The 14570-nt window shown below is 39.9% G+C and carries 16 protein-coding genes; 6 read left to right on the forward strand and 10 right to left on the reverse strand.

Annotated features, from left to right (window positions below; translation table 11 throughout):
• Positions 1-18: 18 nt before the first annotated feature.
• The 7 genes from JMN32_RS23195 to JMN32_RS23225 all read right to left on the reverse strand — a co-directional run bounded on the left by JMN32_RS23195 (position 19) and on the right by JMN32_RS23225 (position 6594).
• Complete coding sequence (locus JMN32_RS23195) at positions 19-1233, reverse strand: ABC transporter permease (protein ID WP_202858773.1); 1215 nt, start codon at positions 1231-1233, stop codon at positions 19-21.
• 14 nt (positions 1234-1247) lie between these two features.
• On the reverse strand, positions 1248-2033 hold the full coding sequence (locus tag JMN32_RS23200) for an outer membrane lipoprotein-sorting protein (RefSeq protein WP_238354593.1): 786 nt from the start codon (positions 2031-2033) through the stop codon (positions 1248-1250).
• 2 nt (positions 2034-2035) lie between these two features.
• Entirely contained in the window at positions 2036-2617 is a 582-nt protein-coding gene (locus JMN32_RS23205) for a TetR/AcrR family transcriptional regulator (RefSeq protein WP_202858774.1), read from the reverse strand.
• 205 nt (positions 2618-2822) lie between these two features.
• The gene (locus JMN32_RS23210) at positions 2823-3836 is read right to left on the reverse strand and encodes a tetratricopeptide repeat protein (RefSeq protein WP_202858775.1); all 1014 of its coding nucleotides are present in this window, start codon (positions 3834-3836) and stop codon (positions 2823-2825) included.
• A gap of 82 nt (positions 3837-3918) precedes the next feature.
• Complete coding sequence (locus tag JMN32_RS23215) at positions 3919-4569, reverse strand: NADPH-dependent F420 reductase (RefSeq protein ID WP_202858776.1); 651 nt, start codon at positions 4567-4569, stop codon at positions 3919-3921.
• A gap of 48 nt (positions 4570-4617) precedes the next feature.
• On the reverse strand, positions 4618-5922 hold the full coding sequence (locus JMN32_RS23220) for an ABC1 kinase family protein (RefSeq protein WP_202858777.1): 1305 nt from the start codon (positions 5920-5922) through the stop codon (positions 4618-4620).
• A gap of 6 nt (positions 5923-5928) precedes the next feature.
• Positions 5929-6594: a TetR family transcriptional regulator C-terminal domain-containing protein gene (locus JMN32_RS23225; protein ID WP_202858778.1), complete on the reverse strand. Its 666-nt coding sequence runs from the start codon at positions 6592-6594 to the stop codon at positions 5929-5931.
• Positions 6595-6708: 114 nt separating this feature from the next.
• On the opposite strand from JMN32_RS23225, the gene JMN32_RS23230 reads away from it, so the two are divergent.
• Both JMN32_RS23230 and JMN32_RS23235 read left to right on the forward strand, forming a co-directional pair.
• On the forward strand, positions 6709-7401 hold the full coding sequence (locus tag JMN32_RS23230; RefSeq protein ID WP_202858779.1) for an SIMPL domain-containing protein: 693 nt from the start codon (positions 6709-6711) through the stop codon (positions 7399-7401).
• Positions 7402-7615: 214 nt separating this feature from the next.
• Entirely contained in the window at positions 7616-8353 is a 738-nt protein-coding gene (locus JMN32_RS23235) for a DUF72 domain-containing protein (protein ID WP_202858780.1), read from the forward strand.
• Positions 8354-8361: 8 nt separating this feature from the next.
• Here JMN32_RS23235 and JMN32_RS23240 read toward each other — a convergent pair whose 3' ends face one another.
• Complete coding sequence (locus tag JMN32_RS23240) at positions 8362-8880, reverse strand: hypothetical protein (protein ID WP_202858781.1); 519 nt, start codon at positions 8878-8880, stop codon at positions 8362-8364.
• Between the two features lie 137 nt (positions 8881-9017).
• On the opposite strand from JMN32_RS23240, the gene JMN32_RS23245 reads away from it, so the two are divergent.
• The 3 genes from JMN32_RS23245 to JMN32_RS23255 all read left to right on the forward strand — a co-directional run bounded on the left by JMN32_RS23245 (position 9018) and on the right by JMN32_RS23255 (position 11960).
• Complete coding sequence (locus tag JMN32_RS23245; protein ID WP_202858782.1) at positions 9018-9518, forward strand: TlpA family protein disulfide reductase; 501 nt, start codon at positions 9018-9020, stop codon at positions 9516-9518.
• A gap of 1 nt (position 9519) precedes the next feature.
• Entirely contained in the window at positions 9520-10740 is a 1221-nt protein-coding gene (locus tag JMN32_RS23250; protein ID WP_202858783.1) for an exo-alpha-sialidase, read from the forward strand.
• A gap of 122 nt (positions 10741-10862) precedes the next feature.
• Positions 10863-11960: a fatty acid desaturase family protein gene (locus tag JMN32_RS23255; RefSeq protein WP_238354594.1), complete on the forward strand. Its 1098-nt coding sequence runs from the start codon at positions 10863-10865 to the stop codon at positions 11958-11960.
• Between the two features lie 38 nt (positions 11961-11998).
• On the opposite strand, the gene JMN32_RS23260 is transcribed toward JMN32_RS23255, so the two are convergent.
• Together JMN32_RS23260 and JMN32_RS23265 are read right to left on the reverse strand one after the other, a co-directional pair.
• Entirely contained in the window at positions 11999-13135 is a 1137-nt protein-coding gene (locus JMN32_RS23260) for an MFS transporter (protein ID WP_202858784.1), read from the reverse strand.
• Positions 13136-13140: 5 nt separating this feature from the next.
• Positions 13141-13680 carry a 5' nucleotidase, NT5C type gene (locus JMN32_RS23265; RefSeq protein ID WP_238354595.1) on the reverse strand — a complete coding sequence of 180 codons (540 nt, stop codon included), beginning with the start codon at positions 13678-13680 and terminating at the stop codon, positions 13141-13143.
• A gap of 88 nt (positions 13681-13768) precedes the next feature.
• On the opposite strand from JMN32_RS23265, the gene JMN32_RS23270 reads away from it, so the two are divergent.
• Complete coding sequence (locus JMN32_RS23270) at positions 13769-14515, forward strand: DeoR/GlpR family DNA-binding transcription regulator (RefSeq protein ID WP_202858786.1); 747 nt, start codon at positions 13769-13771, stop codon at positions 14513-14515.
• Positions 14516-14570: the final 55 nt, after the last annotated feature.

A 14570-nucleotide genomic window follows, 5' to 3' on the forward strand; every position in this document is an offset into this window, starting at 1 on the left:
TTTTTATAGATTTTGCTGTCAGTGTTTAAGAGCGGCTATAGCCTTTAAGTTCATAATCTTAGTTAATGGATATGCCAGGCATACTAAAACAATGACCAAAATGGCCAACATTTGACTTATAAAGATCATCGGATCCAGAGAAAATGGCATAATAGGTTCAATCCCCATTTTCAACATGGCTTCTGCCGCGTTGCCTGTGAGAGGTATGGGATGGTAGTGCATGTAGAGCAGCAGAAGAATGCCTGCTACCAAAGAAACCTTCAAACCAAGAACACCGATGATGAAGGTCTCCAGGGTTACCAGTAAAGACAACTTTCGCCGACGCATACCGACTGCCACCAAAACTCCAAATTCCCGATTCCTTTCCATACTCATCATCATGATGGTGCCAAATATGCCAAACGCAATAACCAAATAGAGTATGCCTAGCATAATAATACCCCCAGCATTATCAGATTGTATTAACTGTACCAACTCCGGCTGCATCTCCGTCCAATCCATCACTTCATACTCACTTCCTAGCTTACTTATTAAGTGTTGTTTGGTATTCTTGATTTGATCAATATCATCAACCGATAATACCAAAGCGGTTGACAAGCCCAAGGCACTGTTAAATTCCCTGGCAAGCTCTATGGGCATATAGACCATGTTATCATTAGCCTGAGGGTTAGGAAATTTTAAAATCGCAGTAATAGGATATTGATCGACTGCGTTTACTCCATGGTATCCCTGACCAATCATAACCAATGTATCTCCCAGGCCCAGTTCCAGATAATTAGCTAAACCTTCAGCCACCATAACACCACGAGTATCACTTTTAAAATAACTACCTTCTTGAACCCGGTCAGCCAGCTTCGTCATACGATTCTCCTTCTTCGGAGCAGTACCTACCACCACTATTCCCTTAGATATCTCATCGGAGGCTGCCAACACAAAGGACTCTAATCTTGGAATGTAAAACTCCACATTTGGTGCATTCAGTATAGTGGCTTTAAGGGAATCACTTTCCACCATCATCTTGTTAATAGATTTATCTTCCCAGTAACCTGTTTTATGTATTTGAATATAACCCGAATAAAACTCAACACTATTCCTTATCATATTTTCGTAAGATCCCAACTGCATTGATCTCATAAAAAGAGCAAGCAATACAGCAAAAAATATTGAAGACAGCGTGATAACGGTCCTTCTTTTATTTCGCCAAACATTTCGCCAAGCCAGTTGAATAAGCATATGCATTTAAATTTTCATCTAACCCTATTCATATTTTGCTTTGAAAAAAAGCTATCCCGAATATCAATATCGAAGTCAATATCTTTATATGTGAGCACCGTCTTTTTCCCCTCCTCATCCACCGGCACCATTTCCCAGCGAGTAGGAACAAGCCTTCCATCCAGTGTTTTAAGATCATAGCCTGTCATGACATTGACCAACTCCTGCCCCTCATCATAATACTCTACTTTTAGCTGGTTATTGAGATCTTTAGAGATCCACATCAAAATTTTCCCCCAAACCACCGGAGCATCGGGCTTGGGTATCAGTTCAATTTTATAACAAGGCTCCCCTTGAATAATCTCTTCTTTAAGAATTTTATGCTTATAATCATTTACGATGGAAGATTGCTTGATCAAATCGTCGTTAGTGAAGTCGGATCCCATCCAAGACTGCATCATCATGGATGGAGAAATTTTTATACTCCGTTCGATAGACGGTAACCAATTCCACATCTCATTGTCAATTTTCAATGAAACGGTACCCTTATCTTTAGCCGGAGCCTGAATTAATACCAATGCATATTTGGTTCCTTTGGACCAGCTTTTCATACTCATAGTCCTGCTCCAATCCGGCCGTATAATTTCCATTGTCATTTCTGCTAAATTAGACTGGCCTCGCATTCGCTCGTCAGCCTTTTTAACCAATGCTGTAGCATCAAGATTATCCTGGCATTGTGCCTCTAAGTTCAGTAAGCACAGAAAAACCAACAAAATTTTAAGTTTTGCCATTACACCAATTGTCGCTATTATCCTATACATGTTCATGTGTTGATATATTTTTTAATAATTGAAGTCTCAACATCTTTCAATGGGTATTCTTCTCCAAGCATCAAGTAATGCAAAAAAGCTCCGTCCATGGTTGCCCCTAACATTTTGGCCTCAATTGCCGCATTTTCAACTCCCAACGCTTCCATAAGGTGAGTTATAAATGTGAACATGTCGGTGATCATTGGCCCCATGATCTGCTCCAACGATTTTGGCAAATTCAATTGCGTCAATAGGGAAAAATAAAGCTGCCAAAAATCTTTTCTATCCCTGACTGAATCGAACGATAAAGAAACAAGTGTTTCCAACTGTTCTTTTGGGGATGCTTTCGACTGTACCAGCTTCATTATACCCTCAAGCTCAGTAACACCATTAACTATCACCTCCTGCAATACTGCTTCCTTGCTTTCAAAATAGTGATACACTGACCCTTTAGCAACACCCGCCTTTTTAGCTATCTCTCCGATAGAAGAACTGTGATAACCCTTTTCTGCAAAAACTTCTAACGCTGCCATAAGGATTTTCACCCTACTCTGTTCTCTTATTTCCTGAAACTGCTCTTTTGTTCGTGGACTCATTGCAATAATATTTTGCGCTAATTTACATTATATTTTTTATTGACCAAATAGTCAGTCAAAAAATATGTATAGAAAATTCAATGCTTAAAAACTCCTTTTAAAAAACACGTATAGTCAACAACAATGTTGGAATGAGGTTACATGATATGGTCTGTTCTGACCAGCCTGGTATGTCTTGGGGTTATTGTTAAAAAGTGCAGATAGATCATCTACACTTTTCCATTAGCTCTTCGGCTATCATTGTTTTATTTTTTCCGGCTTCTCGCAGCGCCTGGCATCCCAGCTTCATTTCACCTAATTGAAAATAAGCCTGGGCCAGAAATAAATACCCCTTACTCACAAATGGATCAAGTTTTACGGCACGCTCCAACAACCTGACAGCATCTTCATAGTTCTCATTTTTGAAATAATACCATCCTTTGTTTCGATATGCCCAACCATTGTTAGGATCAATGGTTATGCTACGGTCTATATCGTTTTTCGCACTTTCCTCATCACCCTGCATCAGATAAATAAACCCTCTGTTATTCAAAAAGTAAGGCTGCCCCGGCTCCAGTTCCAAAGCCCTGTTTACCAAATCCATTGCCTCTGTATAATTTTCCTTTTCCACCTCTATGAGTGACAACGCATTGTAAGCATTCGCTTGCAACGGATCTCTCTTTAAAGCCGCATTCAGGTCATTTTGAGCGCCCTCAAAGTTGCCCATATAGTACTTTACAGTACCTCGGTTGATCAATGTCTCCTCATTCGTAGTGTCGAGTTCAAAGGCCCGGTCAAAAGAGTTAAGCGCTTCTTCGTACTTTCTCATTTTTGTTTTCACAAGACCTTTTCTGAAATGCACAGTGGCAGAATCAGGTATATGTTTCTCTACATATTCAAGGTCGTCCAATGCCCTGAACAGTTCATTGAGTTCATAAAAGGCATTAGCTCGGTTCATGTAAGCATCCATAAAGGCTGGATCGCATGCCAGTGCCCTGGTGTACTCCAACTCGGCTTTGTGGTACTGTCCGGTGCGGAAGTAAACAATACCCAGGTTATTGATAGCAGCGGTATAACAGGAGTCGAGGTTGATGGCTTCGTTAAAAAACCTGGTAGCTTCCCTGAAATTCTGTTGTTGAAGGGCATCGTTCCCACGGATCAAAAATCGCTGTTTCTGAGTATCGGTATTAGTTCCGCAGGCAGATAAAAAAATAATAATTACAGGAATAAGATAACGCATGCCAATATTGTTTTTGACAAAAATAGCTATTCCGGTTTATAAAACAGATTGATTTTAAAAGTATTGCTAAAGTGCAAATGTGCTATTTCTTTAGCAACCTAAAGGCATGATCCCATTGGTTATGGTTAAACCCAGGGATACACCATAAAATGCACAAGGGCTCAATAGCTCTGGCTGCTTCATCCTTACCCACATCTTCCGTTTCCCAACCAAACTGATCAAGAATATCTTTCACTTCGGCCTTAGCTTCTACACTATTACCACAAATGAACATGGTCGGCTTCTCCTCTCCAAAATCAGGATTAACCATCAGATGGGCTCCTACACTGTTAAAAGCCTTAACGAAGTGAGACTCTCTGAAACTGTTTTGTAGTTGCTCCATGAGTGATGTATTCAAAGTCGTAAAGAATTTAAGTACACCATTGACAGGAGGGTCTTCGGAGATGGGGTTGGTAGCATCTATAACGACCTTACCTTTTAAGTTATGCAAGCCACACTGCTCCAATACATTTTTCGCTACACTCCCCTTAACGGCCAATACAATGATATCTGCAGATTTTGTAGCTTCATTAAAACTACCCACCAAAACTTTATTCCCAACCTTCTCCTGCCAAGCGGCTAACTTTTCAGGATGACCAGTACCAATAACTACTGGATAACCATATTTAACAAACCCCTCTGCCAAGGTCTGCCCTACTATTCCTGACCCGAGAATACCTATATTCTTTTTCATAGTTTAAAAGTCACTAAATCATATAAGTTGAAGAATGAACCCTAATACTTATTCGATAAACATGGTGGATGTCTCCACATTGGCTTTTAACATATTCAACAAATTATATAAGCCGAAATATGTTCTATTGATATACAGACCGTCTTTGTTTCCCCTGGCTGTTTTGGACTTTCTAAACTCCTTCATTTTAGACACGCGCTCTCCTGCCTCAAATATCTGCTGAAAGTATTCATCATTACCGAAATCAAACCGTTCCATCCTGAATGGTCTTCCCAGCAGTTCTATCATTTCTTTAAATATGTTCATGAAAAACATCTTATCCTTCTCAGAGTCTGCATCACTGAGAAAACCCAGAGCAGTAAACAGCGCTTCCAATTCATGGTCCTCCTGTGATATATCCTGTTCCAGAAGCTTGAAATAAGGATCATAAAATTCATCCGGCACCACTTTTACACATCCAAAATCAATGATACCCAACTCCCCTGACGAAGTTATAATAAAGTTTCCGGGATGGGGATCTGCATGTACTTGCTTTAAAGTATGCATTTGATAGTCATAGAAATGCCATAAAGCCTGTCCTATCCTATTCCTTTCTTTTTGCGAAGGGTTTTGGTCCAACCAGTCTTTGAGATGCAAACCATCCAACCAATCCATAACAATAATACGCTCACCGGATAATTCAGGATAGTATTTGGGAAATACCACATGTTTTAGATGAGCACACTTCTTTGACAGTTCCATGGACCTCCGAACTTCCAGCTCATAATCTGTTTCTTCCAATAACTTAGATTCGACCTCTCCAAAAAACAAGTCCAGCTCACTCTTACTGACATTAAACATTTGAGCTGCTATGGGCCTGACCATACGTAGATCGGAACTGATACTATCCGAGACTCCGGGGTATTGAATTTTTACAGCGAGCTTTTTGCCATTCAATTCAGCCTGGTGTACCTGACCGATAGAAGCCGCATTGACAGCATTTTTAGAAAAAGAATCAAATATCTTGTCTGGACCTTTACCCAGATAAGTTTGAAATGTTTTGACCACCAGAGGGTAAGAAAGCGGAGGAGCACTGTATTGAGACAAAGAAAACTTATCCTGATATGCCGGAGGCAATGCATTTTTATCCATGCTAAGCATTTGTGCCACTTTTAAGGCACTACCCTTTAATTCACTCAGAGACTGATATATATCCGCTGCATTTTCAGCATCCAGCTCTTCTCTTGTACACTCTGAATTAAGAAGTTTCTTACTGTAGTGTTTGATATAGTTGCCCCCTACCTTGGCTCCAGTGCGTATAAATCTTGAAGCCCTTTCTACTTTTGAAGTAGGTATTCTTGCTTGTTCCTTCATAGATCACTATCTGTTATTATAAAGGAATTTCGCAAAGTCAACCATGGTATCCAAGGGTCCACGCCCCATGAGTTCAAAAGAAAGGTGTACTGACTTTTCGATTGCTGCATCAGTATTGATAAATCCTTTACTTTCATCCTTTAGCCAGAAATTCAAAACAAACATCAATTGCAACCAAAGTCCATCTTTATACCTATCCGAAATCAGTGGTCGTTTTATTATTTCTTCTGTGTCAAGGCCTTCATTCAATATCCCCTGAACAAAATCAATAAAATCAGTTTTAAACTCTTTAAGGAATGAGGGTGTCAATTCCGGCCTCTTTACATTTTTAAATGAATAGCTCACATAACTCCGGTCCTTCTTCAGCACCTCAATCAGAGTATAATAAAATGCGAGAAGTTTCTCCCGGGAAGAATATGCTGCATAATTGTCGTCATTATGAAGTATGGAGGTCGTTTCGGTTATATATCCACTCCAGATTTCCTTTTCCAGGTTTTCAAATGAACCATAGTACTCATAAAATACATCTTCCTTCATTTTAAGGTTTTTCATAAACTGAAAAACAGAAGGCGGCTGACTGCCATTAAGCAGAACATATTCTCGATAAGCCTCAGTTATTTTTGATGAAGGATTTACCTTCGCTTTCGGTGATCTTTTCTTGGTCTGTTCCATACCTGTAGTAAACGTGTTATTAAAACATATGTTTGTATCCAAACGTTAAAATTCATTGCATCGGTATGGAAATATTCATGATGTTGCATCTTTATTAAAAACAAAAAAATAACTATGAAAAAATTAGCTTTAATAGCCGCCATTTTGGTTAGCGGAATGACCTACGCACAACAGCAAAACCAGCAGCCTTTTATCAAAAAGATTGAGGTAATGGGTACGGCTGAAATGGAAGTGGTCCCTGATGAAATCTACCTGCGTATTGCACTAAAGGAATATAAGGAAAATGCAAAAATCGTGAATATGGATAAGCTGGAGGCTCAATTGGTAAAAGCTGTTGACCAACTGGGACTACCAAAAGAAAACTTAATGGTGGACAACATTTATGGTTATAACTGGGACTGGAGAAAAAAGAAAAGTGACGATTTTCTAGCTACCAAGAGCTTTAAACTTAAAGTCTCCAATGTAAAAATGGTTAACAACCTGATCGAGAAGCTTGACCCTGAGGGAATAAACAGCATGGGGGTTGCTGAAATAACACATTCAAAAATCAAAGAATATCAAAACAACCTAAAACTGCAAGCACTAAAAACAGCAAAGGAAAAAGCCAGTCACTTGCTAAAAGGTATTGGAGAAGAACTGGGGGGAGCACTTGAAATACATGAAGAGGATTATGGAACCCCTCAGCCATTATATGAGAGATCCAGGGCTTACTCTAAAGCAGCTCAAAATGATAGCTATCAATCTGATCTTGAATTTAAAACCATAAAAATAAAATCTAACATCAGAGCCATTTTTGAAATAGAATAAAAGCTGAAAGAGGCCGTCAATATTTTCAGGGCGGTCTTTCCTATACGTATTTCTTACCTCCCGTTAATACCTTCCTGAGTGTTGGAGTTAAAAAAAAATTCCACACTGAGTAGAAAAAATTCCCTGCTTCAACCCTGGTAATTAGCCGTTTTTCAACAAAAATATAAGAGGCACACACCTTGCTCATACTTTAGTATAGCCAAATATCTATGATATGAAAAAGTATCACATTGGTTGTTCCGGATTTTACTATAGCGATTGGGTTGGAAAATTTTACCCTGAAGACCTCAACAAGAAAAAGTGGCTGGAATTTTATGCCGGCAGGTTTGATACTGTAGAGATCAACAACTCTTTTTACAGGCTACCAAAAGAGACTACTGTTGAGGGTTGGTATGACCGAACACCCGAAAAATTTCTGTTTACACTGAAAGGGAGCAGATATATTACTCACGTAAAACGCTTAATAGGAGCCCGGGAAAGCATAGCACATTTCTACCATTTGGCCGACATTCTTAAAGAAAAGATGGGAAGTATTCTTTGGCAGCTTCCTCCTAACTTAAAAATTGATAAGGAAAGGCTAATCAATTTTTGCAAGGCACTTTCAACAAATTATAAAAACGTTATTGAATTCCGTCATGCCTCATGGTTTCATAAAGAAATCTATGAAATATTGAGGGAATACAAAATTGCTTATTGCATCATTTCAGCTCCTGGAAACCTTCCTGAAGATATAATTACAACTACTAACTTTGCGTATCTACGGTTTCATGGTAAAACGGATTGGTACAACTACCACTATTCTAAAAAGCAGCTTAACTACTGGAAGAATCGAATAGAAAGGTTAAAAGTGAAAGAAGTTTTTATTTATTTTAATAATGATCACAACACACAGGCTGTTGAAAATGGTCTGTTACTCAAAAAGCTTTTAAAGAAAGAAGAAGAACATGCTTAACGAGAAAGTTACTCACTTTTACAAACCGCAATCTTAACCCTGCCGCTTATACTGGATGCTTTTGTGTCTTCACCAATGTTACCTCCTGCAAGCACTACACTCTTTCCATCACCTGTTGCTGCAAGGTGTACTTTGACACTACCACCAAACGTCATCATATCATCGTAACCGAAAGGTGTTTCGTCCATCAATTTTGTAATTAGGGTTAGGCTTTCTCCCGTTTTAGCTGATAGATCATTCAGGGGTAAAGCCATTTCTGCATCAGGGTTCGAAATATCTCCATAGTGCATATGAGCAGGGTGTACAGCATCGCCTTCAGTGCCTTCTAATTTCACCACCGCCTGGAGCGAAAGATCTTTGCGTTCTTTGAAAGTAACTGTACCATAGACTGGAAAATCTGAACCTTGCAAAAGGTTATAGGTTACTTCCCTTCCGGTAAAAAGTGTATTTTCAGCTTGATCATCGTCAGAGCATGACGCTATGATCACGGATGTCATCAGCAAGAAAGCATAGAGAGTATTTTTCATATTTCCATTTTAATAAATATATCTTATAACGATAACAAAGTCCTTTTAATTCACTTTTTCATCGTTTGACAATGATTTCGACAAAACAAATTATGAGTTGTCTGAATTAAAAAATATTTTTAGCAAAAAAAGTATATATGATGATAAGAGTAGTTGTTGTTATCCTCGTTTTGGCCTCCATAAGCTGTACAAGCAACACAAAATCAGAAACCTCATCCAATGAAACTACCGACATCGTGGATGGTATTAAACTAAAAACACTGAATGACGAAGAGCTGAAACTAGAAAAATTTAAGGGTAAAGCATTATTGATCAATTTCTGGGCTACCTGGTGCCGTCCGTGTATTCAGGAGATGCCATCTATTGAAAAGGCTAGCGAAACACTAAAAGAAGAAAATATTGAGTTCTTATTGGTTTCCAACGAATCCGCAAGTCAGATAAAAAGTTTTATGCATGCTCATAAGTATACATTCAATTATGCACAGCTTGACATACCTCTCGCGCAACTCAACATTCAGGGCCTACCAACCACATTTATCATCAACCCAAAAGGAGAGCTTACTTTTTCAGAAATGGGAGCTCGCGACTGGAATAGTGAAGAAAGCATACAACTCATCAAAAATGCCATTTCAAAATAGTATGAAAAACCATTGGCTACCCATAGTCTTTTCATTTGCACTCTTTGCCTGCCAGCATGCCGGCGACGAAAAAAAAGCCAGTTTTAGATTGGATACCATCACATCGCCTGCAGATACTGTTAGTGGAGAACCTTACCTTTTCACCAACTCCCGGAAAGAGGTTTATTTATCCTGGGTCCAAACAAAGCATGACTCTGCCTATCTGAAATTCACTAAACTGGACCAGGGACGCTGGTCAATACCTCAAACAGTAGCCAAAGGCAACAACTGGTTTATAAACTGGGCAGATTACCCCATGGTGACCTCAGGTAGCAAGCAACATATGATGGCACACTTTCTCGAAAAAAGTGGCTCAGGCACATATGCTTATGATATTAAAATCACGCACTCCACCAATGGCGGAGCTTCCTGGTCTGCTCCGTTAACTTTACATGACGATGGAAAACAGGCAGAACACGGATTTGTAACCACTCTTCCCTATCAAAACAACTACTTTGTGTTCTGGCTGGATGGAAGAAATACGGTTTTGGCAGATACTTCAAGCCAGCACGACCATTCAGGTGGGCATGGTGCAGGGGCGATGACACTAAGAGCAGCTCTACTGGATTCCATTGGTACAAAAATCGAGGAATGGCTGCTTGACGATAGAGTTTGTGATTGCTGTCAGACCACCGCAGCAATTACTGAAAACGGCCCTGTCGTAATTTACCGTGATCGCTCTGAGAGAGAAATAAGAGATATGTCCATTATCCGTTGGGAAGACACTACATGGACCCAACCCAAAACAATTTATGCTGACAACTGGAAAATAGCTGGCTGCCCAGTCAATGGACCCAGAGTGGCAAGTTTAAATAAAACTCTTGCCGTGGCATGGTTTTCCGCTCCGGAAGGAAAAGCTCAGGTCAAACTGGCTTTTTCTGAAGATGAGGGTATTTCCTTTCATAAGCCGATAAGAATTGGTACCGATAAGGCCATCGGACGTGTAGGTGTTATTCTAATCAATGAACAAGACGCGGTAGTCAGCTGGATGGAAGGTAATAACATTAATGCCGTTAAGGTCAATCAGTCAGGCACCAAATCTCCAACTGTCACCATAGCCTCCTCATCTGAGGCAAGGGCAAGTGGTTTCCCTCAAATGACACATAGAGATAATGAAATCATTTTTGCATGGACAGACCATGAAAAGAAGAATATCAAAACTGCCGTTTTGACGAATTTTTAGTCACCTTTTCAATAGCTGCGTAATTATTTCATTTTATAATTAATTCTTTATAATAATTAAACTCCCCTTTCAAACGTTTTCATATTCGTAATTATCTATATTTGCCATTTGTCTACAACTGTATGAATTACAAATCCATCAAATTTTCCAGAGATAATCGTGTTGACTTTGTTAAAGTTGTCAGAAAACGAGTAAGTGATTATTTTGAAACCAACGACATCTCAAAATATGGTAACACCCAAATGGTTATCAAAACCATCACCATGCTGCTAATATACATTATCCCTTATGTGATTATGATGTCTGGCTTACTTACGAATACCTGGGCGGTTTTTGGCATGTGGATTATTATGGGAGTAGCCATGGCAGGGATTGGATTTTCTATTATGCATGATGCCAATCATGGTGCATATTCTAAAAACCAAAATGTTAACAAATATCTGGGGTATCTCATCAACATTGTTGGAGGAAGTGCAATTAACTGGAAAATCCAACACAATGTACTTCATCACACCTACACCAATGTAGATGGTATGGATGAAGATATTGATCCAGGAAAACTGATGCGTTTATCTCCGCATAGAAAGAGGTATAAACTGCATCGGATTCAACATATTTACGGCTGGGGTCTATACGGGTTAATGACCTTTCTATGGATCACAACCAAAGATTTCAGGCAACTGTACAGATACAAAAAGATGGGACTTACCAAAGCTCAGAATATAAAGATGCCTGCTCAACTCACCAAGCTGATCATTGCCAAGGTAGTTTATTATACGATATTTCTTGTATTGCCTCTTATATTTTTGACTATTGCCTGGTGGCAAGTGTTACTCTTTTTTATTGCCATGCATTTTACTGCAGGCCTGATCCTTGGCTGTGTATTTCAGCCCGCCCACGTTATGCCATCTGCAAAGTACCCTCTTCCTGATAAAGAAGGGAACCTTGAAAATGACTGGGCTGTTCATCAACTTTACACAACCACCAATTTTAGCCCAAAAAGCAAAATTTTAGGCTGGTACGTTGGTGGACTCAACTATCAGATAGAACATCACCTTTTCCCTACCATATGCCATGTGCATTACAAGAAAATATCTAAAATAGTAAAGGAGACTGCTGAAGAATTCGGTTTACCTTATCATTCACAGCCTAATTTCTTCGCAGCCATTGCGCTTCATGCCAGGATGCTGAGAGACCTGGGCAAATATGATGTAGTTTAAGCAGTAAGGGACTTGTCTCTATACCCTGCCTATATATTTCATTTAACTCCTTTTCCAGAAAGCACAGCAACAGTGACACCGATCACTGCAAGGAAAATAAAGGACACTCTCAGATCAAACGCCCCGGCAATCAGCCCAATAATAGGAGGCCCCAACAGAAAGCCAAAGAAGCCTAAGGTAGAAACGGAGGCAAGCGCTACTCCAGGCGACTGAACTTTAGACTTGCCTGCTACACTAAAAACAAGTGGTATTACTGACGACACTCCTATTCCCACGAAGAAAAAGCCGATGATACCCGGAATAAAGTATGGCAGCGCTACAACCAGAAATAACCCAAAAGCTGTTAGTAAACCACTGACCATAAGCACCTTCCTCAGACCATGCCTATGCACAAGGGTATCGGCTACAAAACGGGTGCCTGCCATTGATATCATAAAAGCCGTATAACCTATCCCAATCCAGTCTTTACGAACGGCTATGATCTTCTTAAAATAAATACCACTCCAGTCAAACATAGCTCCCTCGCACATCATAGAGAAAAAGGCTATTACACCGAGTAGCATTAAAGAGCGATCGGGAAGTGAAAAAAGAGGTTTATCAGGGTCGGTATTTACATCTTTACGCAACAGGTACCTGAAGCTGTATAGCAGCACACCAAGTATCGAAGCGGCAATAATTACATAATGCACTGACGGAGAAATGGGAAGAGCGATCATTAATGCTCCTATCCCTGCCCCTGTAAAACCTGCCAGACTCCACATACCGTGAAATTTGGCCATTATATTACGATTATAAGCCGATTCTACGCCCACCGCCTGGGTATTTATCGAGATATTAAGCATATTTCCGATCAGACCAAAAGCAAATAGTGAGGCTAGAAGCAGCATAACATTGGAGGACAGACCGATACATATAAGCGATAATCCATATGTAAGTGCCGCTGCCATGACTACATGCCTGCTGCCAAATTTAGCTACCAAAAAACCGGAAAGCGGTAATGATGCCAAAGATCCCGCCGGCAAGGCGAACAAGACTCCTCCAAGTTCAGCTTCAGAAAGGTTTAACAACTGCTGAATAGTAGGGATTCTTGATGCCCAACTGGCAAAACATAATCCATAGCTAAAAAAAATAAGGCTAATGGCTATACGGGAGCGTTTTATGAATGGTGTGATCATCAATATCAATGGTTTGAATAAAGGTACTGAAGTGCTTCACTCCAATCATTCACCCTCACATCATAATCTATTGCCATGTTATGACTAGCCGTGTACATGATACCACGGCCTTTGCAATAGTTCAGGTTCTTAAGGTGATCATCAACCATAAAGTCTGTATCCACGACACTTTTATCTCCGCAAAAAATAATATTCTTCCAGCCGATAAAGGGGAAGTGCTCTTTTAACCATTCGTATTTCTCATGTAATGACAGGGGAAATTCCATGGCCGCTGAGACTATATAGATATCAAAATCATTCCACAACTTTACAACGGCTTCCTGCGCGCCTGGAATAACACGGGCTTCTCTAAAAAAACCTGGCTCATAGAGCAACTGACGTACCTTTTCCCTTTCAGGAAATGCAGCACCCTCAGGAAGCCCCTTTAGTGCTTCTCTCTCCACTAATACTCCGTGCTTTTTGTGATACCAATCGATCATTTGGTATTCAATATCAGCAATCACATGATCCATGTCTATGGCTATAGATTTTCTTGATTTTGGCATATACATTTTCTTTTATGCAACATTTCACTTCAAAAGTATTTAATTATTGCATATTATTGCAATATATGCAGCACAAAATCGCAAAACAATGTTAAAGGAAGAGCGTTTCAAACATATACTTAACAGACTCAGCACCGACAATAAAGTACTGTTGCACGAGCTCAGCAAGGAATTGAATGTTTCTACGGACACTATTCGGCGCGACCTTAAAGAGTTAGATGACCAGGGGTTGTTAAAAGCTGTCCGTGGTGGAGCTGTTCCTCACTCCCCGGTACCCCATAATTTCAAAGACCGGATAGGTTATAACAGTGAGTCAAAACAGATTATAGCACAAAAGGCTCTCCCTCTACTTCAGGATGGACAGGTTGTGATCTTTGACGGTGGCACATCAACCCTGGCGGTGGCCAGCATTTTACCAGAAGACCTCCGGATCACCGTGGTAACAAACAGTTTCCCTATAGTAACGATGCTCGCTGAACACAAAAACGTAGAGGTTTTGTTTGCAGGAGGCAGATTGTTCAAGCGCTCTTTCGTAACCACCGGCCATGAAACGATGCGCTTCTTTAAAAATATCAGGGCTGATCTCTGTCTCCTTGGTATTTGCAGCATTCACTCTTCTCTGGGCACAACCACACCTGATTATGAAGAAAGTGAGGTGAAAAAAGTCATCATCAACAATTCTCAGGAAATCATAGCACTCTCTTCCATCGAAAAACTTGAAACTGTTGAGCCGTATTACATATGTCCTACTGAGGATATCAGCACAATCATTACAAACCAACCTAAAGAGGCGAAGTTGAAACCATATATAGAGGCAGGTATCCAGATAGTGTAGGCGGCACAGCCAATAGCAATTGATTGGCTATTCCATAGAATATAAAAAATTAAAT

Source organism: Fulvivirga marina, from assembly GCF_016775155.1.
GTDB lineage: Bacteria > Bacteroidota > Bacteroidia > Cytophagales > Cyclobacteriaceae > Fulvivirga > Fulvivirga marina.